Below are 23,630 nucleotides of genomic sequence, written 5' to 3' on the forward strand. Positions count from 1 at the left end.
ATACCCGCAAAGGCCACCAGCGCTTTCTTGGAATGAAAACGGCGCACATCTCCAATTTCAGCTATGAGTTGGGGGCCGAGTGTGGGGCCAACACCAAACATCCCCATCACTACAGGATACTCCGGCAGAGAAGCTGCCAGAGACTGCATCTCCTGTTTGAGAGCAGCTAACGCGGCGGAAGTTGCCTGGAGTTGGGAAATGGCCTGTTCTACCAAAAGTTTTGCCGTCTTTGTTTTCGGCATGACACCGAAGCGTCCACAGGCGGAGACATAAATGTCCAGCGCCTTATCTTCACTGAAATTGTAGCCGTGCTTTCTGCACCACTTCTGGTACTTGGTGGTAAAGGCTTTCTTAGACAGGCCACAGACACATTCGCAATGCCAGAAAGCAGCTACAAAGTCCACCCACTTTTCGCTGCCATCGGCGCGGGGCGGACTGGTAAACAGGCGGTTTGCATCAGGGAAAGCGGTGTCCAGCAGGGAGATCAAGTTGTTTTTCAGCATGGTCTGTACTTTGGAATACTGTTGGTACTGACGGTAGCAGGTCTTCAGCATGAGCCGGGCATCTTCTTCCGGGATATATCTCGGCAATGTGAGCCAGTGGTCAAGACCGTAGTTGGCCAGCTTTACGGCATCCTTTTTGTCGGTTTTGGCCCGTCTTAAACTGTTGTTTCCGTAGTCATGCACCAGCATTGCATTGACTACCGAGACATAAAGGCCCGCGTCGTGGAGCAGCCAGGCCACCGGAGCATGGTAATTACCCGTGGATTCCATCACCACACGGGTCTCGCCGTCCAGGCTTTTGAGCAGTCCTGCCAGCTCGCTCAGTTCATTGGCGGTGTGACGTACTTCAAAGGGTGAAACCACTACCTCTCCGAAGGGCCGCATGACTGCAATCATGCTCTTACCCTTGGAAACATCGATGCCAACGCAGTTCATTCACATTCCTCCAATACAAAGAATCTGCAACCGGAATCCATCTTTTCTCGCTGCCGATTCAATCTATTGTGTGACACGAACTCTCCGACATCCGGTGGTTCAACCTGCTTAAATCGAACGCTGCAACGAGAGGATGGCTAACAGTCTTTCACACGGACATACAAGCCCAAGGAGTGATTGGTCAGCCAGTTGCTCCTCTCATTGTAGCTTAGGCACGAGATGGAGGGAAAGCCGGACTGGCTGTCCGGCTTTCCTGTCCAAATTTATTGTAATAGGAGTGATCTTATCTACCCGCCTCAACCGCCCCGGATGGGGCCATCGGCGTACAAAGCGGACAATCACCAAAAAATAATGAAAAAAGGAGGACAGCCGGAATCAGGCCCCGGAAACCGGGTGCCGATTGTTCCGGCTTTTGTATGCCTATGAATGACTAAATCAAACTTTTCAAATGATTCCGGCTAACTATAATTTATGGCATTTTTCAATCAGGCTATCACCGTTCTTCAGACCCTCGTTATCGCTCTGGGCGCTGGTCTCGGCATCTGGGGTGTCATCAACCTGCTGGAAGGTTACGGCAACGACAACCCCGGTGCGAATGCTCATGTACGGTAAGGAAGCAAGCAACCGAAAACAAGAGATAGACCGCCAGCACTACACTATTCCGAACCAAAGACCAAAAGATAAGCATTGTGGGAAAATCTAAACTTTTGGATTTTCCTACAATGCCAACTACGGCGGAATCCCTCCCACTCCTTATATCTTTCTGTATACATTGAATTTGTATTTAGTAAAATGCAGACAACACCACGGATCGGCTTTTGGTTGGACAATTCCAACCAAACACCACAGCAGACAGCAGAAAACATTCTGAACGCTAGGAAGCCGGTATGATTGTTACATATAAGGGGAAGAAAAATTTCTTTTAGGTACTTGCTTTCCTAAAACTGATGTGATACAATGATTTAATCCAGAAAAGGAGTAAAAAATATGCGGCAAGGTATTCTTAAATAAAACTATAATCAAATAGTGGGAACAAAGGATTATGATAGCTCCTTTTGTAGGGGCTTAGTTTTTTGTACCCAATTTAAGAATACTTTTGCCTTATCAATTTTGACATATCCCCAAAAACAGCAATCACAAACAGGTGTATGCTGTATATGTGTATGTCCGCAACTTATAATCCCCAGTGGTAAAAGTATTTTACTGCTGGGGATTTTTATGCCCTTTGGGGCTGTAAAGGGAGGACAATCACATGAAAATAATCAATATTGGAATTCTTGCCCATGTAGACGCTGGAAAGACGACCTTGACGGAGAGCCTGCTATATGCCAGCGGAGCCATTTCAGAACCGGGGAGCGTCGAAAAAGGGACAACGAGGACGGACACCATGTTTTTGGAGCGGCAGCGTGGGATTACCATTCAAGCGGCAGTCACTTCCTTCCAGTGGCACAGATGTAAAGTTAACATTGTGGATACGCCCGGCCACATGGATTTTTTGGCGGAGGTGTACCGCTCTTTGGCTGTTTTAGATGGGGCCATCTTGGTGATCTCCGCTAAAGATGGCGTGCAGGCCCAGACCCGTATTCTGTTCCATGCCCTGCGGAAAATGAACATTCCCACCGTTATCTTTATCAACAAGATCGACCAGGCTGGCGTTGATTTGCAGAGCGTGGTTCAGTCTGTTCGGGATAAGCTCTCCGCCGATATTATCATCAAGCAGACGGTGTCGCTGTCCCCGGAAATAGTCCTGGAGGAAAATACCGACATAGAAGCATGGGATGCGGTCATCGAAAATAACGATGAATTATTGGAAAAGTATATCGCAGGAGAACCAATCAGCCGGGAAAAACTTGCGCGGGAGGAACAGCAGCGGGTTCAAGACGCCTCCCTGTTCCCAGTCTATCATGGCAGCGCCAAAAATGGCCTTGGCATTCAACCGTTGATGGATGCGGTGACAGGGCTGTTCCAACCGATTGGGGAACAGGGGGGCGCCGCCCTATGCGGCAGCGTTTTCAAGGTTGAGTACACCGATTGCGGCCAGCGGCGTGTCTATCTACGGTTATACAGCGGAACGCTGCGCCTGCGGGATACGGTGGCCCTGGCCGGGAGAGAAAAGCTGAAAATCACAGAGATGCGTATTCCATCCAAAGGGGAAATTGTTCGGACAGACACCGCTTATCAGGGTGAAATTGTTATCCTTCCCAGCGACAGCGTGAGGTTAAACGATGTATTAGGGGACCAAACCCGGCTCCCTCGTAAAAGGTGGCGCGAGGACCCCCTCCCCATGCTGCGGACGACGATTGCGCCGAAAACGGCAGCGCAAAGAGAACGGCTGCTGGACGCTCTTACGCAACTTGCGGATACTGACCCGCTTTTGCGTTGCGAAGTGGATTCCATCACCCATGAGATCATTCTTTCTTTTTTGGGCCGGGTGCAGTTGGAGGTTGTTTCCGCTTTGCTGTCGGAAAAATACAAGCTTGAAACAGTGGTAAAGGAACCCTCCGTCATTTATATGGAGCGGCCGCTCAAAGCAGCCAGCCACACCATCCATATCGAGGTGCCGCCCAACCCGTTTTGGGCATCCATAGGACTGTCTGTTACACCACTCTCGCTTGGCTCCGGTGTACAATACGAGAGCCGGGTTTCGCTGGGATACTTGAACCAGAGTTTTCAAAACGCTGTCAGGGATGGTATCCGTTACGGGCTGGAGCAGGGCTTGTTCGGCTGGAACGTAACGGACTGTAAGATTTGCTTTGAATACGGGCTTTATTACAGTCCGGTCAGCACGCCGGCGGACTTCCGCTCATTGGCCCCGATTGTATTGGAACAGGCATTGAAGGAATCGGGGACGCAGCTGCTGGAACCTTATCTCTCCTTCATCCTCTATGCGCCCCAGGAATACCTTTCCAGGGCTTATCATGATGCACCGAAATACTGTGCCACCATCGAAACGGCCCAGGTAAAAAAGGATGAAGTTGTCTTTACTGGCGAGATTCCCGCCCGCTGTATACAGGCATACCGTACTGATCTGGCCTTTTACACCAACGGGCGGAGCGTATGCCTTACAGAGCTGAAAGGATATCAGGCCGCTGTCGGTCAGCCGGTCATCCAGCCCCGCCGTCCAAACAGCCGCCTGGACAAGGTGCGCCATATGTTTCAGAAGGTAATGTAAAGATACATAATCGTCAAGACGGCAACAATCAGAAGTTATGGAGGGTAACAATGGAATATAGTAAGGAAGATTTAATGGAAGCAAAAAAGCAAATTTGGGGAGTGGGAGAGAACATGGGAACAGAGGAAAGTAAAAAAATCTGGGAGGAGAACGCACAATTTTGGGATAATGCAATGGGTGACGAATCTAATGAATTTCACAGAGAGGTAGTGCGTCCCAAAGTAACGGAACTTCTATCTCCTAATCCTGCGGATTACATTTTGGATATTGCGTGTGGCAATGGAAATTATTCTTCGTATCTTGCACAAAGAGGCGCTTCGGTTGTCGCTTTTGATTACAGCAAAAAAATGATAGAATTGGCTAAAAGACGGCAATCACAATATGCAAAACAAATTGAATTTTGTGTGGCGGATGCGACCGATAGAAAAAGTATATTAGAATTAAAAAGAAATCGAGCCTTTACGAAAGCAGTTTCTAATATGGCAATTATGGATATTACGGATATTGAACCACTTCTTATGGCTGTTTATGAACTGTTGCAGGAAAGCGGAATTTTTGTCTTTGCAACGCAACACCCTTGTTTTGTCACGTTGACTGAAAAATATATGACACCGCACAGTTACTATGATATAGCGATTGAAGGGCAACCGAAAGAGCAGATTTATTATCATCGTTCCATACAAGATATTTTTAACCTTTGTTTTAGAGCTGGATTTGTCATTGATGGATTTTATGAAGAATGTTTTAAAACCAACAAAGAAATTCCTATGGTAATGATAGTAAGGCTTAAGAAGGTAAAACGTGATAGCTTAAAATAAATTCAAGTTTGTCGGGTAAATAGCAAACCCAGCCGAGCCAGTCAACGGTCAAGATGAACGGCGCATATGCGCAGCCGTTGACAGCCCCGCCCGCCTTTGCTGGTAGGCAATCAAGGGGCGACAGCAAGAAGTGCCACCGCCCCGCACTATTATTCAGAAAGGGGAATTTCCATGACCGACCAGATAGCCTATCAAGAATATATCCAGCGCAGGTACAACGCCTTTTGCAAGACTGTTATCCGCTGTGCCGCCTTGGACAAGATTTTGAAGCTTAAACGGCAATGGGAACGGCAAGTTTCCCTTGACTATCTGATGAACGAGAAGTTTGTCCAGTTTGCCGCGTCGGAGCCGGACGAGGAATACCCATTTACCGTCTGCGGTCAGACCGTCCTGCTCTGCAACGCCGCCCTTGCCGACGCGATCTCTGTTTTGCCGGAGCAGACGCGGGAAGAAATCCTGCGCTATTACTTTCTGCGCCAGCCGCAGCGCGTGATCGGCGCGTGTATTGGCCGGTCACGCAGCACAGCGGGGCGGCATATCCAGCTTGCCTTGCAGCGGCTACGCGAAGAAATGGGGGTGAGCCGGTATGAGTAGACTTCTCCCCTATGAAACAATCCTCAAAGCCCGTGAGGGCGACCCAGAAGCCGTGAACGCTGTCCTGCTCCACTACGCCGGATATATCCGCTATTTCTCAAAAGTGAACGGGCAGGTCAACGCCGAGGTGGAGGACTATGTAAAGCAGCGGTTAATTGACTGTCAATTCAAGTTCCGGCTTGACGAACCACCGGACAAGTCATAAAAACTGAATACCAGCCGCCACCGACGCGGCCAGCGAAAGCAGTAAGTCTTGAAAAAGATTTACTGCTTTTTTTGTTGTCCGGCTCCGCTCCCGGCCATTTTGCCCCCTGCCGGTTGTAGTAGTAAGCGAGGAGGGAATTTTTCTGCCCTGGTGTTTGGCATTTGGAGCATTTACCCGTAGTAGAGGGCAAAGAGAAAGGATTTCTCCAACACCGGGTAGAAACCACTGCGTCCGGTGTCATTTTAGCGAAAGCGGGCAGGAATGCCCTTTACAGGATTAGTAGTAGCAGAAAAAGAGAAACAAACTTTTGTGGTTGCAGTTTTCCAAAAAAGTGGCGGACGGAAGTGAGAGAAAGTTTGCAGTCACGGAGAGCAAGTTTCTACCACGGTGCCAAAATCCGCAATTCTGCAGTTTTGCCCCTCGCGGGAAACTTGTTGGGGAGTGCCTTCCCCAAACCCTGCTCATGCGCCCTTACGGGCGAGAAAGGAGGTCACACCATGCGAAAGAAATACAACACGCCCCACCGCAGCCGCGTTGTGAAAACCCGGCTGTCCGAAGATGAGTATGCCGACTTCACAGCGCGGCTTGCGCCCTATGGTATCAGCCAGTCCGAATTTCTCCGGCAGGCGATACGGCGGGCGACCATACGCCCGGTTGTCCATGTGTCGTCGGTCAATGACGAGTTGCTTTCCGCTGTCGGGAAGCTGACAGCCGAGTACGGCAGGATCGGCGGCAACCTCAATCAGATTGCCCGGTATCTGAACGAATACGGCGTACCCTACAACACCCTTTCCGGCGAGGTACGCGCCGCCATATCCGACCTTGCCGTCCTCAAGTATGAAGTCCTCAAGAAAGTAGGTGACGCGGTTGGCAACACTCAAGCATATCAACTCTAAAAACGCCGACTACGGAGCCGCCGAGCAATATCTTCTCTTTGAGCATGACGAGTTTACCATGAAGCCCGTCCTTGATGAAACCGGCAGGCTTATCCCCCGCGAGGACTACCGGCTGTCCACGCTGAACTGCGACGGGGAGGATTTTGCCGTTGCGTGTATGCGGGCCAATCTCCGCTATCAGAAAAACCAGCGGCGGGAAGATGTGAAAAGCCACCACTACATCATCAGCTTTGACCCGCGGGACGGGCCGGACAACGGCCTGACCGTAGACCGGGCGCAGGCGTTGGGGGAACAATTCTGTAAAGAGCATTTTCCCGGCCACCAGGCCCTTGTCTGCACCCACCCGGACGGGCATAACCACAGCGGCAACATTCATGTGCATATCGTCATAAACAGCCTGCGGATTGAGGAAGTGCCGTTCCTGCCCTACATGGACAGGCCGGCCGATACGAAAGTCGGCTGCAAGCACCGATGTACCGACGCTGCCCTGCGCTACTTCAAATCCGAAGTCATGGAGATGTGCCACCGGGAGGGGCTTTATCAAATCGACCTCTTGAACGGCAGCAAGAACCGCGTCACCGACCGGGAGTATTGGGCGCAGAAAAAGGGACAGGCCGCGCTGGACAAGCAGAACGCCCCCATGATTGCCGATAGTATCACGCCCCGGCAGACCAAGTTTGAAACGAACAAGGAGAAGCTGCGGCAGACCCTACGGAAAGCCCTTGCCACCGCCGCCAGCTTTGACGAGTTTTCCTCTCTGTTGCTGCAGGAGGGTGTGACCGTCAAGGAGAGCCGGGGGCGGCTTTCCTACCTCACGCCGGACAGGACAAAGCCAATTACCGCCCGGAAGCTGGGCGACGATTTTGACCGCGCCGCTGTCTTTGCCGTTTTAGAGCAAAACGCCGCCAGAGCAGCCGAAGCGCCAGCCAGATCCCCCGATCCCCCACGCACCATAAAAGACCGCTTGCAGGTTGCCAGAGCCGAGATAGCCGCCCCGAAACAGGACGGAGTGCAGCGGCTTGTGGACATTGAGCAGAAAATGGCCGAGGGCAAAGGCCGGGGCTATGAACGCTGGGCGAAGATACACAATCTGAAGCAGGCCGCCAAAACGCTGTCCGTCTACCAGCAATACGGCTTTACTTCCCCGGAGCAGTTAGAAGCCGCCGTTGACACCGCCTATCAGAAAATGCGCCAGACCAGCGGCGAACTGAAAGCACTGGAAACGAAGCTGCAAGGGAAAAAGAAGTTGCAGCGGCAGGTGTTGGCCTACGCCCAGACCAAGGCCGCCCGCGACGGGCTGCGGGCACAGAAATCCGAGAAAGCCCGCGCCGCATACCGGCAGGCCCATGAGAGCGATTTTATCATAGCCGACGCAGCAGCCCGGTATTTCAAGGCGCATGGCATTACCAAGCTGCCCGCCCGGAAAGCGTTGCAGGCCGAGATCGAGCAGCTTATCTCCGAGAAAGACGGCCTGTATAACACCTATCACGAACAGAAACAGCGGTTCAAGGAGTTGCAGACCGTCAAGCGGAACATCGACCAGATTTTGCGCCGGGACGAGCCGCACCGCAGAAAGGAGCAGAGCCATGAGCGATAACCTGCCCCACATGGACTACCGCCAGCACCGGCGGGCGCGGCGGCTGGTACATGAGTGCTGTAACTACGATGAGGGGAACTGCCTGCTATTGGACGACGGGGAGCCTTGCGTGTGCGTCCAGAGCATTTCCTTTTCCCTCATGTGCCACTGGTTCCGTGTGGCTGTCCTGCCCCTTGACGGGGAGCTGGCCGCAGCCCTCTTGTGCCGGGGAAGCCGGAAACGGTGTGCCGTCTGCGGGGCGGCCTTTGTCCCCAAATCCAACCGGGGAAAATACTGCCCCGACTGCGCCGGGCGCATGAAGAAAATCAAAGCCGCCGAGAGAAAGCGGAAACAAAGGCAGAGATGTCACGCTTTAGAGCCTTTCAAACCCGCATAAATCAAGGCTTTTTTCGTGGGTGTCAAAGGGTACGCGATACATTTATCCTTTTCCCCCGGAAACGGCGTTTTAATGCGTGACAATACGCCAAAATCAACCCGAACACAGGGAGGTGATCCTATCGCTGATTATATCAGGGCAGACACGCGGCTGCCCGCCTATCTGCCGTATCCCCGTTTCCTGCTGAAAATGGAGATTTCACAGACCGCCAAGCTGCTGTATTCGCTGCTGTTAGACCGTTCCACCCTCTCCCAGAAAAACAAGTGGCTGGACGACGAGGGCAGGATTTATATTATCTATCCCATCGCGGAGATAGCAGAAATACTGGATAAAGGCAGCACCACCATCAAGGGGGCGCTTAATGAACTGGACACGGCGGGGCTGTTGGAACGGGAACGGGGCGGCTTCTCCGCACCGAACCGGCTTTATGTCAAAGTACCGCCAGTGCCACAGGTACAGTTTTCAGACCAACTGATGGCCGGAAGTCCGCCCCTCATAGAGCCGGAAAACCGTCCTACTGATGGTCAGAAAACCGACCTTATGATGGTCGGAAAACCGTCCCCTAACCAAACTACTATAAACAACCTTACAGAGAGCCAAACAAAGGGAGTGAGTGGGGGGCCGTCCGCGCCCTATGGCCGATATGGAAATATTTTTCTGTCACAGACCGAATACGACGAGTTGCAGGCAGAGTACCCTGACAGGCTGGAACGGTTCATCGAGGAAATGAGCCGCTACCTTGCCGCCAACGGGAAAAGCTACCAGAACTATGCCGCCGCCCTGCGGATATGGGCGGGGAACGACAAAAAGGAAGCCCCTAAAAAGGGCATACCAGACTACTCATGCAAGGAGGGCGAGAGTTTATGAAGAATGAAATCAACGCGGTTTTGGAGAATATGACGACCACCATCCCGGAGCCGGAGGACTACACCGGCGAGGACGGTTTACTGTACTGCGGCAAGTGCCGCAAGCCGAAAGAAGCCTATTTTGCGCCGGATAAGGCCGCTATCTTCGGGCGCGACCGCCACCCGGCAGAGTGCGACTGCCAGAGAACCGCCCGCGAGGAACGGGAAGCCGCCGAAAAGCGGCGCAGACACCTTGACACCGTGGAAGAACTGAAACGCCGGGGCTTTACCGACCCCACCATGCGGGACTGGACTTTCGAGAACGACAACGGCAGGAACCCGCAGACCGGGCTTGCCCGCCGGTATGTGGAGCATTGGGAAGATATGCGGACAGACAATATCGGCTGCCTGTTCTGGGGCGGCGTAGGCACCGGCAAAAGCTACCTTGCAGGCTGTATCGCAAACGCCCTCATGGAGAAAGAAATCCCCGTCCGCATGACGAACTTTGCTCTTATCCTCAATGACCTTGCCGCCAGCTTTGAGGGGCGCAACGAGTACATTTCCCGCCTTTGTCGTTATCCGCTGCTGATCCTTGACGACTTCGGCATGGAACGCGGGACGGAATACGGGCTGGAACAGGTGTTCAATGTGATTGACAGCCGTTACCGCAGCGGCAAGCCGCTGATCGTCACGACCAACCTTACGCTGGACGACCTGCACAACCCGGAGGACACCGCCCATTCCCGGATTTATGACCGCCTGCTTTCCATGTGCGTCCCGGTACGCTTTACCGGCGACAACTTCCGGCAGGAAACCGCCAAGCGGAAAATGGAGAGCATGAAGAAACTGATTACCGACTGAAAGGAGTATTGCCTATGGCAGATAACAAGCAGCACGACACCCGCACCACCCGCCGCCCTGACTGTGTGACGGAAATCCGCATGGGCAATTCCGTCCTTGTCGTGTCCGGCTATTTCAAGAAAGACACCACAACCACAGCCGCCGACAAAATGGCGCGGGTACTGGAAGCGGAAGCCGCTGCTACACAGGAGCCGACTTATCCGGCGTGAACCGGGGCATGGAAAAGCGGCCATGCCAGGGAGCATGACCGCTGGAACGAAAATCGGAAGTGCTTTAGCAATTCTTAATCTCATTCTCTATAAAATAATTTGCAATTTCAAAGGCTTTTATTCTTCTCTTTGCCAATGTGATTTGTGATTTATAACGCTCGGAATTATCCTTTGATTCAAATGTTTTTACTGTTTCTCTTAGCTTGTGCAGAGTTGAATCAATTTGCCTTTTGGCCGCGGTTAATTCATCTATTGTATACTTCATGTTTTCTCCTTTAACTTCTGATTTTTTTGTTAAATCAGAGTATACCACGGAGTTATGAACTTTTCTACTGCAAATATGGGACGACAACCCATACCATAAAAATCGGAAAATTGAAAAGCTGTAAAGAAGCAAATTTAACGCTTTTGCCGCTGTACAGCCCCCGCCGTTCCGTGGTACAATGAAACCACGGAATAGTGGGGCTGGCTGTCGGAAACGGAGGATTTTATGTTAAGACAAGCCACCCAAAACCTCATTACCGCCCTTTATCCGAGATTGTCCCACGAGGATGAATTGCAAGGCGAGAGTAATTCCATATCGAACCAAAAAAGGATACTCGAAACCTACGCAAAACAGAACGGCTTTACCAATCTGCGCTGGTACACCGACGACGGTTTTTCCGGCGCGAACTTCCAGCGGCCCGGATTTCAAGCCATGCTTGCGGACATTGAAGCCGGGAAAGTGGGTACGGTCATCGTCAAGGACATGAGCCGGTTAGGGCGAAACTACTTGCAGGTAGGGTTTTACACGGAAATGCTGTTCCCTCAAAAGGGTGTGCGTTTTATCGCTGTCAACGATAATGTGGACAGTGCCAGCGAGGGCATGGACAACGATTTTACCCCGCTGCGAAATCTGTTCAATGAATGGCTGGTGAGAGATACGAGCAAGAAAATCAAGGCAGTGAAAAAGTCAAAAGGCATGAGCGGCAAGCCTGTTACCAGCAAGCCGGTTTACGGCTATGTGATGGACGAGGACGAGAATTTTATTATAGACGAGGAAGCCGCCCCGGTGGTGCAGCAGATTTACCAGCTTTGCCTTGCCGGGAACGGCCCGACCAAGATTGCCCGTATGCTGACGGAGCAGCAAATCCCCACGCCGGGGACGCTGGAATATCAGCGGACAGGCAGCACCCGCCGTTATCACCCAGGCTATGAGTGCAAATGGGCGACCAACACCGTCGTTCATATCCTCGAAAACCGAGAGTACACCGGATGTCTGGTGAACTTCAAAACGGAAAAGCCTTCTTATAAGGTCAAGCACAGCATAGAGAACCCCGTCGAGAAGCAGGCCATTTTCGAGAACCACCATGAGCCGATCATCGACAAGGAAACATGGGAACGGGTGCAGGAGTTACGCAAACAGCGCAAACGCCCGAACCGCTACGATGAAGTGGGGCTGTTCTCCGGGATTTTGTTCTGCGCCGACTGCGGCCATGTGCTGTATCAGCAGCGGTATCAGAACAAAGACCGCAAACAGGACTGCTACATCTGCGGCAGCTACAAGAAGCGCACCCGCAACTGTACGGCGCACTTTATCCGCACCGATCTGTTGACCGCTGGTGTCCTGGCAAATCTCCGGCAAGTGACCGAATACGCAGCCAAGCATGAGAGCCGGTTTGTGAAACTACTTGTCCAGCAGAACGAGATCGGCGGCAAGCGAAAGACCGCCGCAGCCATCAAGCAGCTTGAACAGGCGCAGGAACGCATTTCTGAAATCAGCCGCATTATCAAGCGGCTGTATGAGGACAATGTAAACGGCAAAATCAGCGATGAGCGTTTCATGGAACTGTCGGCTGACTACGAAGCCGAGCAAGCGGAGCTGAAAAAGAGAGCCGCCGCCCTGCAAGCCGAACTGGACAAGTCACAGGCAGCTACCGTCAACGCCGAGAAATTTATGGGCATTGTCCGCAAGCACCTTGCCTTTGAAGAACTGACCCCCACTCTCTTGCGGGAAATGATCGAGAAAATTGTGGTGCATGAGTGCAGCTATGATGAGAACGGCACCCGCAGGCAGGACATTGAGATTTATTACAGCTTTGTCGGCAAGATTGACTTGCCCGAATAACCGCCCGACCTATCCGACACAATGGCCAAGTGTCGGATAGGAACGGCAAAATTTTTTGCACTTCTATTGCTTCTTTATCACACATAAGCAAAGTCTCAGGGCATGAAGCAGCTCATGGCTGGCGCTGGCGTCGCCGTGGTCGGCACTATCGGGCGGATTATGACCTATGGCTGGCAGGGCAACGCCAGCACCTCATGGATGAGTGGGAACCCGGAGGACGCCAGCAAGATCGCGGGATATATCGCTACCCAGCTTCTTGTTTGGGAAACCGTCGTGGGTGAGCGCGACAGCCAGTTTAACCATGTGGACGCCAATGCCCAGGGCAAAAACAACGTGACGGAATATATCAGCGCCGACCATCCCCTATATAGCGAGATTTTCAGCCAGTATTCCGCCATTGAGAGCGCGGTCAAGCGCCACACTATGCTCCCCAGCTTTTTCAGCAGCACCGCAGACGCCGGTGCCTATGAGCTGAAATGGGATGGCCAGCAGTATTCCCTCACTCTCACGGATGAAAACAATGTGCTGGGAGATTACACCTTCTCCAGCAGCACCACCGGCCTGAATTTCTCTGTGGATGGCAACCAGCTCACCATCACTTCTGCCCAGGCCATCAAAGGCTCTGTGACCATTAAGGCGGAAAAAGTGACTGCCCAGCGCAGCGGTGTTGTAGTTTGGACAGACGGCGTTACTGGCGGCGGCAAGCAGGACTTTGCCACCTATGGGGAAACCGTGTCCGATTCTATGGTGGGCTATCTGAACATGGAAGTGAAAACCGGCAATATGAAGCTGATTAAGACTTCCGAGGATGGACAGGTAGCCGGGATCAACTTCACTATCACCGGCGAGGGGTACAGCGCCACCAAGACCACCAATGAGGCGGGCGAGATCGACATCACCGACCTCAACCCCGGCGTTTATACCGTAACCGAGCAGTCCATTGACAAATATGAACCCCAGGAAACCCAGCGCGTGACCATCGTCAGCGGCCAGACCGCTACCGTGAATTTCAACAACAAGCTGAAGCGCGGCAGCCTGGAAGTGACGAAAACCAGCGAGGACGGACTGGTGGAGGGCATGACCTTCCATCTGTATGGCACATCCCTCTCCGGGCAGCCGGTGGATGAGTATGCTGTGACGGACGGAAACGGCGTGGCGCGTTTTGAAAACGTGCTCATCGGCACGGGCTATGTACTGGAGGAGGTGGATACCCCCATCCGTTATGTGGTGCCGGATTCCCAGACAGCCACCATCGAGTGGAACGAAGTTACTCACAAGAGCGTGAATAACGTGCTGAAGAAGTTCCGCGTCACCGTCACCAAGAGCGATGTGGAAACGGGCGCGCCCCAGGGCGACGGTTCTCTGGCCGGCGCTGTGTATGGGCTGTATAAGGGAGACACCCTTATCGACAGCTTCACCACGGATGAGAACGGCCAGTTCACTACCGGATATTACGTCTGCGATTCGGACTGGACAATCCGTGAAATCAGCCCCAGCGAGGGCTACCTGCTGGATTCCACCATCCACAAGGTAGGCGCGGAACCGGAGTTATATGAGATTGAGCTGAACGATACCGCCAACGACGTGACGGAACAGGTCATCAAGGGCGACATCGCCATCATCAAGCATACCGACGACGGGGAAACCCAGATCGAAACCCCGGAATCCGGCGCGGAGTTCCAGGTGTTTTTGAAATCAGCCGGCAGCTATGAAAATGCCAGGGAATCTGAGCGTGATGTCCTCGTCTGCGATGAGAACGGCTTTGCACAGTCGAAGAAGTTGCCCTACCCCAGACGAGGGCGAGGATGTGCCTGCCCGGAGGGTTGCGGAGCTGGCACGGTAAAGGAGGATACGATGACCAACGAAGAATTGAATACCAGGCTCTATGAGAAAATGTTTGCAGAACAGGAGCAGTTCCGGGACTGGCTGCTTTCCCAGCCGGCGGCTGAGATTTTGAACCACGCCTACGAGTACACGATGCGGGAGGACATTCTGATGTCGTTAGAGTACAACGATTTGGAGGACAGCCAGGCCAGGGCGCTGCTGAAATCCGGCAAGCCCCTGAAGCAGATTTTTGAGCGGTGGGAAAATAAAGAAACATCCCACATGGAAAATGTTTGGGATACCGTCCAGGAACAGGCCAGGGCCGCCGAAGCCAAACAGAAAGCCAAAGCGCAGAAAGAAAGGTGATCGCACATTTGCCATTGCGCTGCGGGGCAGGTATACTGCGTTCAGACCGGGCGGATTTATGAGAGCCGGAACAAGGGCCACAGCAACGTGGTTTTTGTGGGCTTCGACAAGGATGGCAAGGCGCGGTTCGGCTGCCTGCGGGGAATCAGTGAAGCCCGGTTCCACGGGGATTTAAGCGGCAGTGATAAGCACTTTTCCTTCGCCCTGCCCGCTTGCGTGGAAAATCCGGCAGTCCATCTGTGCGAGTGCGCCATTGATGTGATGTCCTATGCCACTCTCTGCAAGCTGGACGGGATTGACTGGCGGCGGCACAATCTGCTGTCCCTGGCCGGGGTGTACCAGCCGAAGAAAAAGATGGAGGAAAGCAAGCTGCCGGTGGCCCTCACCCGATTTTGGGATGACCACCCCCATGTGAAAACCGTCTATCTCCATTTGGACAATGACACGGCTGGCCGGCTGGCGGCCAAGGCAATCATGGCTGTCATGCCGGAGGGCTACCGTGTGGAGAACAAACCGCCGCCCCGTGGAAAGGATGTGAATGATTTTCTGTGCCACCGGCTGGGGATTCCCATTCGGGGCAGCCACAGCAAAGAGCCGGAGCGGTGAGTTGCCAGTTTTGCAGCTTCGACAGATTCTCCCTCTTGCAAATTGTTATCATATATGTTAACATTAAAGCAGTGAGGTGAGAGTATGGATGAACTGCGCAAACGGCAGAAAATCATATCCCAGCTTGTGGAGGCCCGTCTGGAGCAGGGCATTTCCCAGGCAGAACTGGCAAGGCGGCTGGGAATCCAGCGTTCCGGCATTAACCGCCTGGAAAGTGGGACACAGAACCCCACGCTTGATATGATCTTAAAAATCGCCTCGGCGCTGGGAAAGGATGTTTCACTGGAACTGAACGACAAGGAGGAGCCTATGAGTAATGTTTACAGTCTCCGCATTTATGATACGGAGCTAATGCGCTTTTCCATGGAAAAGCAGGGCTTGTCCGGCCTTGTGGCTGAAATCTTATACACCAACGAGGAGCAGGCCCATTTGCTGCCTTTGGATATGGAGCGCACCGGCGAGGGCGTCATTCATTGGCTGGAGCGGCGGGTTATCCCCAAAAACCGCGCCTTTGTGGACGAGATTTTGAAAACCCTTGGCCTCAGCCACAACGACACCAAGGGAATCATCGACGTGTGCAAGGGGCTGTCGCTCAACGACAGCTATTGGGTGGTGCCGGAAGGATTTGAGGGGGGATTCTCCCAATACAATCTTTACGAAAATCGCTTTTCCGAGATACTGGCGCTGGTGGCCTATACCGGCGCAGGCGGGAGCAGGCAGGCGTTTACCACATCCCCGGAGCTGACCACAGGCGGTATGCTGCCCAAGGCGTGGCGATATGTGGAGCACGATGGGATTTATCTCTACAAGGGCGGCACGACCGGCGCGTCCAATGCGGGCCGGGAGCCGTACTGCGAGTATTATGCTTCGCAGATTGCGGAAACCATGCGTCTGAACGCCGTGCATTATGACCTGGAGAATTGGAAAGGCATTACCGCCTCTAAGTGCGCCCTGTTTACCAACATCGACACAGCCTATATCCCCATCGGGCGCATTGTCCGAACCGGGGGCATTGCCGCCTGCCTTGCCTACTACGACAAGCTGGGGCCGGAGTTTTCCGAGCAAATCCGCAGTATGCTGGTGTTTGACGCTCTGATTTACAATGAGGACCGCCACTTTGGAAACTTTGGCGTCCTGCGGGATAACCACAGCGGCAACATTATTGCGCCCGCCCCCATTTTTGACAATGGGCTGTCCCTGTTCTGCTATGCCGGTAAGGAAGATTATGCGAATCTGGACGAGTATGCAAAAACCCGTTCTAACCCCTACAACATCTCCTATGAGGAAGTGTGTGCAGAGGTCATGGGGCCAAAGCAGAAAGAGCAGCTTCGCCGCATGATCGGGTTCCGGTTCAAGCGCCACGAAAGCCTGGGCCTGCCGGAAGAACATTTGCAGGCCATTGAGAAGCATTTGGAGAGCCGGGTGCGTAAGCTGCTGGCAATCCCCACCCGTCATCTGAAACAGGAGAAGGCGCGGTAAAAACGAATCTCTTTTTTGGAGAGCGTTCTGAAAATGGACGCTCTTTTTTGCTGCCCATTTTTAGAGAGGAGCGTGAGTGATGAACCATTATGATGTTACCATCGACATTCTGGTGTTCGAGGATGACGCCGCCAGAGCCAACCGGATCGTGGAGAAGTTCAAGCTCACCGTTGTGGATACGGCTTCGATCAAGGAGGATATTGAGAAATCCCGCGAACAGCGCGGCAGCGAACCCGCCGCGCCGGAGCAGGCCATGCCGGAAAAGAGTGTGGACGACCAGCTTTTGGATGAGCTGATGGAAAAGCCCACCCAGAAAGAAAAAGCCCAGCCGGAAAATCCGGCAACGGAGAAGAACGCCCCTTTTGCCCCAGCGGCGGAAAAATCCCCTCCGTCCGAGCCTATCTCCGAGAGCAGCAGCAAGTCCGCAAGGGGTACTTCTGATGGAGCCGAGAAGCCTTCCGTCCGGCAGGAGCTGCGGGACATCCAGGCCCAGCGGAAGAAGGAGGCGGAGGCTGCCAGGGCCGAGGAGCCGGCTGCACCCCAGAAGAAGGCGGCTCAGAAAACAACCCGGCACCAGCCGCCCAAACCCAAAAAGAAGCCCAAATCGAAAGAGAGGTAATCTGTGATGAATAATTTTGACGATCTGTTTGAACAGCAGCCCCAGGCGGAGGCCGCGCCGCAAAAGCAGGAAAGCCAGAAAGAGCGCCCCAAGCGCCAGTGGTGGCAGATCCGGGAGGAAAAACAGCGAAAAGAAGCCTATGCCACCTTGGACCGGATTTTTGGAGAGTTCTCCGAGGGTACGGGCAGTATGGAGGCATATCTGGATGTGCAGAGCCGTTTTCCCTTCCACTCTGCTCGCAATGCACTTCTGATTGGGGATAAATGCCCCGACGCGGTGCGTGTAGGCGGCTACAAGGAGTGGCACGCCCAGGGGATCGAGATTTTGGAGGATGAGAAGCGTTTGCCCATCATCATTCTGGAGCCGGGCAAGGCATACCGGCGTGAGGATGGCAGCGTGGGCCAGAACTTTTACGCCAAGGAAGTCTATGATATTTCCCAGACTACGGCGCGGGATCAGGTTCAGCCCCAGGTGCGCTACGATGACCGTCTGCTCTTAAAGGGCCTGATTGCCAGTTCCCCGGTGCCCATCCGGGCCGTGGAGGAACTGCCACAGGGCCGTGGGGCCATGTTTTCTGCGGAGCAGAACGCCATTCTGGTGAAAAAAGGCATGGACGCGCCGGACATCTTCCGCTGTGTTTCTCTGGAGGTTGCCAACGTGCAGCTTGCCCAAAGTATGGATGGCTATTCCAGGGAAACGGACGGCTACAAAGCTTATGCGGTCAGCTATATGCTCTGCAAGCGGTATGGCGTGGACGCCAAAGAGTATGAGATTTCCAAATTGGACGGCGTATTTCAGGGGCAGGTCCCCAGGGAGGATATTCCTGCGGCCCTCACCGATATGCGGGAAGCTTTCAAATCCCTCAATGGCCGTATGGCCAGGGCTATGGGCCTCACCCGCGACAGCAAGCAAAAAGACCAGGAACGGTAAAGGAGGTATGAGCGATGGAAAGACAGGAAAAAGTCGTCCTCACCCTGGACAGCTATGAGCATGGGATCATGATTCGCGCCCTCAATGAGCTGCGCAACGATATGCTGGAGGAACAGCGCGACCCCGGCCCGGTGGAGGATGTTCTGCTGAAAACCATTGACGCCCCAGCCCAAAAAGACAAGAAAGCGAAGCGCCGGGATGAAGCCAGATAATAAGGCGGGCGGCCCCTGGCTCTATGCCCTGGGGCTGGTCCCGGTGATCTGGTTCGCCCTGCTGATTGCGCCTGCCATTTCCGGGGGACTTTCGGAGATCGTCAGCGCCCTGCCTGCGGCAATGAACCATCCATTCAAAATCGTGTGGTGTGAGGACAGTGTAAAAACTGTCCTCATTTTTATTGCCGCCTATGGGCTGGGCATTGGCATTTATCTTTCTTCCCGGCGCAATTACAGACGAGGTGAAGAACACGGTTCCGCCAAATGGGGCGATCCGCGGGCCGTGAATAAGAAATACCGGGACAAGGACCCGTTCAAAAACCGCATTTTCACCCAGCACGTCCGCATGGGGCTGGATGGCCGGAAGCACCGCCGCAACCTCAACACTTTGGTGGTGGGCGGCAGCGGCGCGGGCAAGAGCCGGTTCTATGCCAAAGTGAACATCTGCCAATGCAATACGTCCCTTTTTATTTTGGACTGTAAGGGGGAGCTGCTTCGTGACTGCGGCGGTCTGCTGGAACGGATGGGCTATGAGATCAAGGTGGTAGACCTTCTGAACATGGAGAAAAGCCACTGCTACAATCCCTTTGCCTATCTGAAATCCGACAACGATGTGCAGAAGATGGTGACGAACCTGTTCAAAGCCACCACCCCGAAAGGGAGCCAGTCTAACGACCCCTTCTGGGACACGGCGGCCAGTATGCTCCTCATGGCGCTGGTGTTTTATCTGTGGTACGAAGCGCCGGAGGACGAGAAGAATTTCCCCATGATTATGGAGATGCTCCCGGCCCGTGATCTGGTTGTTGGTGGAATAGCTGCCGGAATGCCCGGTGCTCTTGCCGTAGGTGTCCAGCCAGAGGGTGCTTTTCCCCAGGTAGTTCTCGGAGATCAGCTTGTGGGTGGACGTTTCATTGCCGCCCAGATACAGAAATTCATCGCAGTTGCCGATGATGGATTCCCATTGCTTTTCAAACAGCGCCTTGAGCTGGGCAATGTTCTGGATGATGATGGAAACGCTGATATTCCGGGAACGCATGGTGGCCAGCAGCTTGTCGAAATCATCGGGCAGAGAAACATTCGCAAACTCGTCCATCAAAAAATGCACTGGTGTGGGCAGGCTGCCGCCGTGTACCCGGTCGGCAGAATAAAAAAGCTCCTGGAAGGTGCTGGCATACAGCAGGCTTACCAAAAAATTGAAGCTGGCGTCGTTGTCCGGGATCAGCGCAAAGAGCGCCACTTTTTTCTCACCCAGGCTGGAAAGGTCCAGTTCATCCGTGGCGGTAAGAGCCGCCACAGAAGAAAGATTGAATTTTTCCAGGCGGGACGCCAAGGTGATTTGGATGGATTTCAGCGTTTTGGCAGAGCCGGAACGGTAATCCTTGTAATACTTCACAGCGATGTGATCCGGGGAGCGCATTTCCAGCCGGTCAAACAGTTCGTCAAGCGGCGATTGGTAGGAATCATCATCCTCCCGCACCTCCCCGGCTCGGAGCTGATGACGCCCGATGAGGTCCGTATGCTGGACAACAACCTGGCTCTGCTTTTTATCCGTGGCGAAGCGCCGCTGATGGATGAAAAGTATGACCTCTTAAAGCACCCCAACATCAAGTACACCACCGATGGCGGTGCAGCGGCCTTTACCCATGGCGGCACTGAAAACGCCGTGGCGGATATGGTCATTGGCCGCCTTACCCCCGGCGACCTTGCCAATATCCAGGAGCCGGAAACCCTTTATGAGCTTCTGTCCGATGAGGACATGGAGAATATCTTTCAATTCAAGGAGGACACCCAAAATGAAATTGATTAAGAAGGAAAACAAGAAGAAAGAAACCCGCAGCCTGCCCATGGGCAGAAAGGGCCGGAGCGCCTTTGCCGTTTATGCGGCTCTGGTGCTCATGCTGTGCTGCTGCACCACCACGGCCTTTGCCGCCAGCGACCCGTTGACGGTTATCAACAACCTCAGTGATTTCATCTTCGGCCTGATCCGCGCCGTGGGTATGATCCTGCTGGGCTTCGGCGTGGTACAGATCGGCTTGTCTCTCAAATCCCACGACCCCAGCCAGCGGGCCAATGGTTTTCTTACCCTGGCCGGCGGCGTTGTGATTACGTTTGCGAAGGAGATTCTGACCCTGATTACCGGCTGATTTGAATAACGGCAGTATGGGGGCAGGTCCATGGCGGCCTGCCCCTTACCGTTGCCGGAAAGGAGGTTGTTGAATGTCCGATAACTGGGTTGTTCAAAATTTGCAAAATGCCCTCGACACCTGGAACAAGTACCTGTCCGAGATTTGGCAGCTCATTACGCAATCGCCGGAACAGTTTAAGGGCGGCTCCATCTGGGGCGTTATTGTCAACATCCACGACGCGGTGCGGGCCATCGGCCTTGCGCTTTTGGTGCTGTTCTTTGTGGTGGGCGTCATGCGCACCTGCGGCAGCTTTGCCGAGGTGAAAAAGCCGGAGCACGCGCTGAAGCTGTTCATCCGGTTCGCCATCGCCAAAGGCGTCGTGACCTATGGATTGGAGCTGATGATGGCCCTCTTTAATATTGTCCAGGGCCTTGTCTCCACCATTATGAACGCGGCGGGCTTTGGTTCGGCCCAACAGACTGTGTTGCCGCAGGAGATCATTGACGCGGTGGAAAGCTGCGGATTTTTCGAGAGTATCCCCCTCTGGGCGGTCACGCTTATCGGCGGGCTGTTTATCACGATATTGTCTTTCATTATGATAATGACCGTCTACGGGCGGTTTTTTAAGCTCTATTTATACACGGCCATCGCGCCGGTGCCCCTGTCCACCTTCGCCGGAGAACCGACCCAAAACGTGGGCAAGAGCTTTATCAAGAGCTATGCTGCCGTGTGTCTGGAAGGGGCCATCATCGTGCTGGCCTGTATCATCTTTTCCCTGTTCGCGGCGGCCCCGCCTGCTATTGACCCCAACGCGGCGGCTGTCACACAGGTATGGAGCTATATCGGGGAGCTGGTCTTTAATATGCTCGTTCTCGTGGGCGCGGTGAAAATGGCCGACCGCGTGGTGCGCGAGATGATGGGCCTGTAAAAAAGGAGGAAAACAAATGCGTTAAGTTCGAGGACAGCAACTACTACTATGCGGCCCTAAAAGATACCATCGAGGAGCTGCAAACCGGGCGGCCCGGCAAGAAGCGCCGGCAGGAGCCGAAACACTTTAGCAAGCGGAAGGAGGCCAAGCATGATTAAGACCATCAAAACCATGTCCAAGCAGGAAAAGGAACGCTATACTGTCCCCCGGAAGGTGCAGGATGTGATCCCCGTCCGCCGTATCTGGCCGGACGGTATTTTTCTGGTGGGAAACAAGTTCTCCAAAACCTATAAATTCAGCGACATCAACTATCTGGTGGCCAGCCGGGAGGATACCCTCACCACCGAAAGTTTGGCGGTGTTCATTCCCTTCAAGGTACAGGAAATCCAGGATAAAGGCGGCATTTACTTTGGAGAGAACGCCATTTCCCACAACCTCATCATGTGCAACAAGGCGAACCTTTTGAACCAGTCGGCCTTCCTGCTGGGCGTACCTGGCGCGGGCAAGTCCTTCAGCGCCAAGGAACTGATCGCGTTCCTTATGCTCCACCCGGATTACGCAAATGACGACATCCTGATCTGTGACCCCGAGGGAGAATTTGGCGCACTCGTCAAAGCTCTGGGTCGGGAAAAAGCGACAGTGGCCCATCTGGTGGCAGGCGGCAAAGACCGCCTCAATGCCATGTATATGGTAGAGGGCTACGGCGAGCAAAACCCCATCGTGTAAAAGAGCCAGTTTGTCATGTCCCTCATCGAGCAGATCGACAAGCGTGGTGTGGGGCCGCAGCACAAATCCATCATTGACCGCTGCACCGCCTTGGTGTACCCGGAGGCGGAGAAGATCGGGCGAGTGGCCACCCTCTGCGACCTGCGGAATAAGCTGCTGGAGCAGCCAGAGGATAAGGCCAGGGAGATCGCCCTTTCCCTGGAGTTGTACACCACCGGCTCCCTGGACATCTTTGGCCGGGAAAGCACAGTGGATTTGAACAAGCCCTATGTGGTGTTCGACATCCACGGCCTGGGCGAGCAGCTAAAGCCTGCCGGTTCCCTGGTCATCACCGATACAATCCTGAACCGCGTCACCCTCAACTGGAAACGGGGCAAGCGTACCCATGTGTTCATCGATGAGTTTCATGTGATGTTTGAAAATGAGCAAAGCGGCATTTTCTTTAATTCCGCATGGAGGCAGTTTAGAAAGCGCGGCGCTTATCCCACAGCCATCACGCAGAATGTGGAGTACCTTTTGGATTCCGTCCAGGCCAGCACCATGCTCTCCAACTCGGAGTTTATTGTCATGTTGAACCAGGCGGCATCCGACCGGGCAAAGCTGGCGAAGCTCTTGAACATTTCCAATGAGCAGATGAGCTACGTCACCAACGCAGACGCGGGCTGCGGCCTCATCCGGTATGGCAGTGCCCTGGTGCCTTTCATCAACCGGTTCCCCCGTGACACCAGGCTCTATGCTTTGATGACCACCAAACCCGGTGAAGGCGTATTCGGCGGCGAGGAGGTGCCGGCATGAACAATATCCGCTTTGCGTCCCCGGAACACCGGGATTTCTTTTTAGATATGATGAGCGAGGCGCGGCGGAACGACTGTTACCACCGGGCCTTTTTCTATGTGATGGGGATTGCCCCAGAAACGCGGGCAAACATCCGCCAGATGTTTGATTTCAAGCAGGATTGCATCGAGCCGGATGGCATGCACGGCGGCTGGCAGACCAGCGGCACTGTCCGGGTGTGCCGCCTTGCTTTCAATCTCTGGAACGGCTACACCGACCCGGAGCACAGCAACGCCTATTCCCCGGAGGATTTGTTCTGCTGCGAGTTTGCACCTTACTTTATGGAGGGCGTGAAAATCCGTTACCCGGAATACTGCCGGGAGCTGCCCCCTGCGAAAAAGCAGGTGGAACCGGCGCGATGA

At 53.8% G+C, this 23,630-nt stretch carries 22 protein-coding genes and 4 pseudogenes; 23 read left to right on the plus strand and 3 right to left on the minus strand.

The window, feature by feature from the left end; genetic code table 11:
- A partial coding sequence (locus B5G42_RS13005) for an IS110 family transposase (RefSeq protein ID WP_087271204.1) occupies positions 1 to 938 on the minus strand: 938 nt, incomplete at its 3' end.
- Between the two features lie 471 nt (positions 939 to 1,409).
- Between B5G42_RS13005 and B5G42_RS13010 the strand changes: the two are divergent.
- From B5G42_RS13010 to B5G42_RS13075, 11 genes and pseudogenes are all read left to right on the plus strand, one after another.
- A pseudogene (locus B5G42_RS13010) lies at positions 1,410 to 1,538 on the plus strand (Maff2 family protein); the annotation flags it as partial.
- Between the two features lie 652 nt (positions 1,539 to 2,190).
- Positions 2,191 to 4,110: a tetracycline resistance ribosomal protection protein Tet(W) gene (gene tet(W), locus B5G42_RS13020; RefSeq protein WP_002586627.1), complete on the plus strand. Its 1,920-nt coding sequence runs from the start codon at positions 2,191 to 2,193 to the stop codon at positions 4,108 to 4,110.
- Between the two features lie 50 nt (positions 4,111 to 4,160).
- Positions 4,161 to 4,928 (plus strand): class I SAM-dependent methyltransferase, encoded by a 768-nt coding sequence (locus B5G42_RS13025; protein WP_002586626.1) that lies wholly within the window; start codon positions 4,161 to 4,163, stop codon positions 4,926 to 4,928.
- 171 nt (positions 4,929 to 5,099) lie between these two features.
- Positions 5,100 to 5,522 carry a sigma-70 family RNA polymerase sigma factor gene (locus B5G42_RS13035; protein WP_002586616.1) on the plus strand — a complete coding sequence of 141 codons (423 nt, stop codon included), beginning with the start codon at positions 5,100 to 5,102 and terminating at the stop codon, positions 5,520 to 5,522.
- Positions 5,515 to 5,727, plus strand: coding sequence for a helix-turn-helix domain-containing protein (locus tag B5G42_RS13040; protein ID WP_002586615.1), 213 nt, complete (start codon positions 5,515 to 5,517; stop codon positions 5,725 to 5,727). The genes B5G42_RS13035 and B5G42_RS13040 overlap by 8 nt, the downstream gene beginning before the upstream one ends.
- 497 nt (positions 5,728 to 6,224) lie before the next feature.
- Positions 6,225 to 6,623, plus strand: coding sequence for a plasmid mobilization protein (gene mobC, locus B5G42_RS13050; protein ID WP_002596229.1), 399 nt, complete (start codon positions 6,225 to 6,227; stop codon positions 6,621 to 6,623).
- Complete coding sequence (locus tag B5G42_RS13055) at positions 6,595 to 8,220, plus strand: relaxase/mobilization nuclease domain-containing protein (protein ID WP_002596230.1); 1,626 nt, start codon at positions 6,595 to 6,597, stop codon at positions 8,218 to 8,220. Before mobC ends, B5G42_RS13055 begins: the two co-directional genes overlap by 29 nt.
- Entirely contained in the window at positions 8,210 to 8,596 is a 387-nt protein-coding gene (locus tag B5G42_RS13060; protein ID WP_002596231.1) for a cysteine-rich VLP domain-containing protein, read from the plus strand. The genes B5G42_RS13055 and B5G42_RS13060 overlap by 11 nt, the downstream gene beginning before the upstream one ends.
- Before the next feature lie 72 nt (positions 8,597 to 8,668).
- Complete coding sequence (locus B5G42_RS13065; RefSeq protein ID WP_006356266.1) at positions 8,669 to 9,463, plus strand: replication initiator protein A; 795 nt, start codon at positions 8,669 to 8,671, stop codon at positions 9,461 to 9,463.
- The gene (locus B5G42_RS13070; protein WP_002596233.1) at positions 9,460 to 10,302 is read left to right on the plus strand and encodes an ATP-binding protein; all 843 of its coding nucleotides are present in this window, start codon (positions 9,460 to 9,462) and stop codon (positions 10,300 to 10,302) included. The genes B5G42_RS13065 and B5G42_RS13070 overlap by 4 nt, the downstream gene beginning before the upstream one ends.
- Before the next feature lie 14 nt (positions 10,303 to 10,316).
- Entirely contained in the window at positions 10,317 to 10,511 is a 195-nt protein-coding gene (locus B5G42_RS13075; RefSeq protein ID WP_002596234.1) for a transposon-encoded TnpW family protein, read from the plus strand.
- 64 nt (positions 10,512 to 10,575) lie between these two features.
- Here the strand turns inward: B5G42_RS13075 and B5G42_RS13080 are convergent, their stop codons facing one another.
- Entirely contained in the window at positions 10,576 to 10,776 is a 201-nt protein-coding gene (locus tag B5G42_RS13080; protein ID WP_002596235.1) for a hypothetical protein, read from the minus strand.
- A gap of 225 nt (positions 10,777 to 11,001) precedes the next feature.
- Between B5G42_RS13080 and B5G42_RS13085 the strand changes: the two genes are divergently transcribed.
- The 8 genes and pseudogenes from B5G42_RS13085 to B5G42_RS18730 form a co-directional block, all read left to right on the plus strand.
- Positions 11,002 to 12,618 carry a recombinase family protein gene (locus tag B5G42_RS13085; protein WP_002596236.1) on the plus strand — a complete coding sequence of 539 codons (1,617 nt, stop codon included), beginning with the start codon at positions 11,002 to 11,004 and terminating at the stop codon, positions 12,616 to 12,618.
- 102 nt (positions 12,619 to 12,720) lie between these two features.
- Entirely contained in the window at positions 12,721 to 14,808 is a 2,088-nt protein-coding gene (locus tag B5G42_RS13090; protein ID WP_343286701.1) for a DUF3848 domain-containing protein, read from the plus strand.
- A 6-nt stretch (positions 14,809 to 14,814) separates the two neighbouring features.
- Positions 14,815 to 15,414: a toprim domain-containing protein gene (locus B5G42_RS13100; protein WP_343286702.1), complete on the plus strand. Its 600-nt coding sequence runs from the start codon at positions 14,815 to 14,817 to the stop codon at positions 15,412 to 15,414.
- A gap of 84 nt (positions 15,415 to 15,498) precedes the next feature.
- Positions 15,499 to 16,893 (plus strand): helix-turn-helix domain-containing protein, encoded by a 1,395-nt coding sequence (locus B5G42_RS13105; protein WP_015535522.1) that lies wholly within the window; start codon positions 15,499 to 15,501, stop codon positions 16,891 to 16,893.
- 79 nt (positions 16,894 to 16,972) lie between these two features.
- Positions 16,973 to 17,512 carry a DUF3801 domain-containing protein gene (locus B5G42_RS13110; RefSeq protein ID WP_242961225.1) on the plus strand — a complete coding sequence of 180 codons (540 nt, stop codon included), beginning with the start codon at positions 16,973 to 16,975 and terminating at the stop codon, positions 17,510 to 17,512.
- Positions 17,513 to 17,518: 6 nt separating this feature from the next.
- Positions 17,519 to 18,442, plus strand: coding sequence for a hypothetical protein (locus tag B5G42_RS13115; RefSeq protein ID WP_087271207.1), 924 nt, complete (start codon positions 17,519 to 17,521; stop codon positions 18,440 to 18,442).
- Between the two features lie 14 nt (positions 18,443 to 18,456).
- Positions 18,457 to 18,654, plus strand: a complete 198-nt coding sequence (locus tag B5G42_RS13120) for a hypothetical protein (RefSeq protein ID WP_075877500.1) — start codon at positions 18,457 to 18,459, stop codon at positions 18,652 to 18,654.
- Between the two features lie 346 nt (positions 18,655 to 19,000).
- Positions 19,001 to 19,354 (plus strand): annotated as a pseudogene (locus B5G42_RS18730) (type IV secretory system conjugative DNA transfer family protein); the annotation flags it as partial.
- 126 nt (positions 19,355 to 19,480) lie between these two features.
- Here B5G42_RS18730 and B5G42_RS13130 read toward each other — a convergent pair.
- Positions 19,481 to 20,071: pseudogene (locus B5G42_RS13130) on the minus strand (TraG/TraD/VirD4 family protein); the annotation flags it as partial.
- Between the two features lie 376 nt (positions 20,072 to 20,447).
- Here B5G42_RS13130 and B5G42_RS13135 point away from each other — a divergent pair.
- The 4 genes and pseudogenes from B5G42_RS13135 to B5G42_RS13155 all read left to right on the plus strand — a co-directional run bounded on the left by B5G42_RS13135 (position 20,448) and on the right by B5G42_RS13155 (position 23,630).
- Positions 20,448 to 20,798, plus strand: a complete 351-nt coding sequence (locus tag B5G42_RS13135) for a glutamyl-tRNA amidotransferase (protein ID WP_087271209.1) — start codon at positions 20,448 to 20,450, stop codon at positions 20,796 to 20,798.
- 73 nt (positions 20,799 to 20,871) lie between these two features.
- Positions 20,872 to 21,708, plus strand: coding sequence for a hypothetical protein (locus B5G42_RS13140; RefSeq protein ID WP_087271212.1), 837 nt, complete (start codon positions 20,872 to 20,874; stop codon positions 21,706 to 21,708).
- A 333-nt stretch (positions 21,709 to 22,041) separates the two neighbouring features.
- A pseudogene (locus B5G42_RS13150) lies at positions 22,042 to 23,229 on the plus strand (TraE family protein); the annotation flags it as partial.
- Positions 23,226 to 23,630 (plus strand): DUF6075 family protein, encoded by a 405-nt coding sequence (locus B5G42_RS13155; protein ID WP_087271213.1) that lies wholly within the window; start codon positions 23,226 to 23,228, stop codon positions 23,628 to 23,630. The pseudogene B5G42_RS13150 and the gene B5G42_RS13155, both read left to right, overlap by 4 nt.

This window comes from Flavonifractor sp. An91, from assembly GCF_002159225.1.
GTDB classification, from domain to species: Bacteria; Bacillota; Clostridia; order Oscillospirales; family Oscillospiraceae; genus Flavonifractor; species Flavonifractor avicola.

Bases quoted from the DNA above. Each gene is read 5' to 3' on its own strand.
- B5G42_RS13025 (WP_002586626.1), top strand. From the start codon at position 4,161: ATGGAATATAGTAAGGAAGATTTAATGGAAGCAAAAAAGCAAATTTGG.
- B5G42_RS13035 (WP_002586616.1), top strand. From the start codon at position 5,100: ATGACCGACCAGATAGCCTATCAAGAATATATCCAGCGCAGGTACAAC.
- B5G42_RS13040 (WP_002586615.1), top strand. From the start codon at position 5,515: ATGAGTAGACTTCTCCCCTATGAAACAATCCTCAAAGCCCGTGAGGGC.
- mobC (WP_002596229.1), top strand. From the start codon at position 6,225: ATGCGAAAGAAATACAACACGCCCCACCGCAGCCGCGTTGTGAAAACC.
- B5G42_RS13060 (WP_002596231.1), top strand. From the start codon at position 8,210: ATGAGCGATAACCTGCCCCACATGGACTACCGCCAGCACCGGCGGGCG.
- B5G42_RS13065 (WP_006356266.1), top strand. From the start codon at position 8,669: ATGCGTGACAATACGCCAAAATCAACCCGAACACAGGGAGGTGATCCT.
- B5G42_RS13070 (WP_002596233.1), top strand. From the start codon at position 9,460: ATGAAGAATGAAATCAACGCGGTTTTGGAGAATATGACGACCACCATC.
- B5G42_RS13075 (WP_002596234.1), top strand. From the start codon at position 10,317: ATGGCAGATAACAAGCAGCACGACACCCGCACCACCCGCCGCCCTGAC.
- B5G42_RS13080 (WP_002596235.1), bottom strand. From the start codon at position 10,776: ATGAAGTATACAATAGATGAATTAACCGCGGCCAAAAGGCAAATTGAT.
- B5G42_RS13085 (WP_002596236.1), top strand. From the start codon at position 11,002: ATGTTAAGACAAGCCACCCAAAACCTCATTACCGCCCTTTATCCGAGA.
- B5G42_RS13090 (WP_343286701.1), top strand. From the start codon at position 12,721: ATGAAGCAGCTCATGGCTGGCGCTGGCGTCGCCGTGGTCGGCACTATC.
- B5G42_RS13105 (WP_015535522.1), top strand. From the start codon at position 15,499: ATGGATGAACTGCGCAAACGGCAGAAAATCATATCCCAGCTTGTGGAG.
- B5G42_RS13110 (WP_242961225.1), top strand. From the start codon at position 16,973: ATGAACCATTATGATGTTACCATCGACATTCTGGTGTTCGAGGATGAC.
- B5G42_RS13115 (WP_087271207.1), top strand. From the start codon at position 17,519: ATGAATAATTTTGACGATCTGTTTGAACAGCAGCCCCAGGCGGAGGCC.
- B5G42_RS13120 (WP_075877500.1), top strand. From the start codon at position 18,457: ATGGAAAGACAGGAAAAAGTCGTCCTCACCCTGGACAGCTATGAGCAT.
- B5G42_RS13135 (WP_087271209.1), top strand. From the start codon at position 20,448: ATGAAATTGATTAAGAAGGAAAACAAGAAGAAAGAAACCCGCAGCCTG.
- B5G42_RS13140 (WP_087271212.1), top strand. From the start codon at position 20,872: ATGTCCGATAACTGGGTTGTTCAAAATTTGCAAAATGCCCTCGACACC.
- B5G42_RS13155 (WP_087271213.1), top strand. From the start codon at position 23,226: ATGAACAATATCCGCTTTGCGTCCCCGGAACACCGGGATTTCTTTTTA.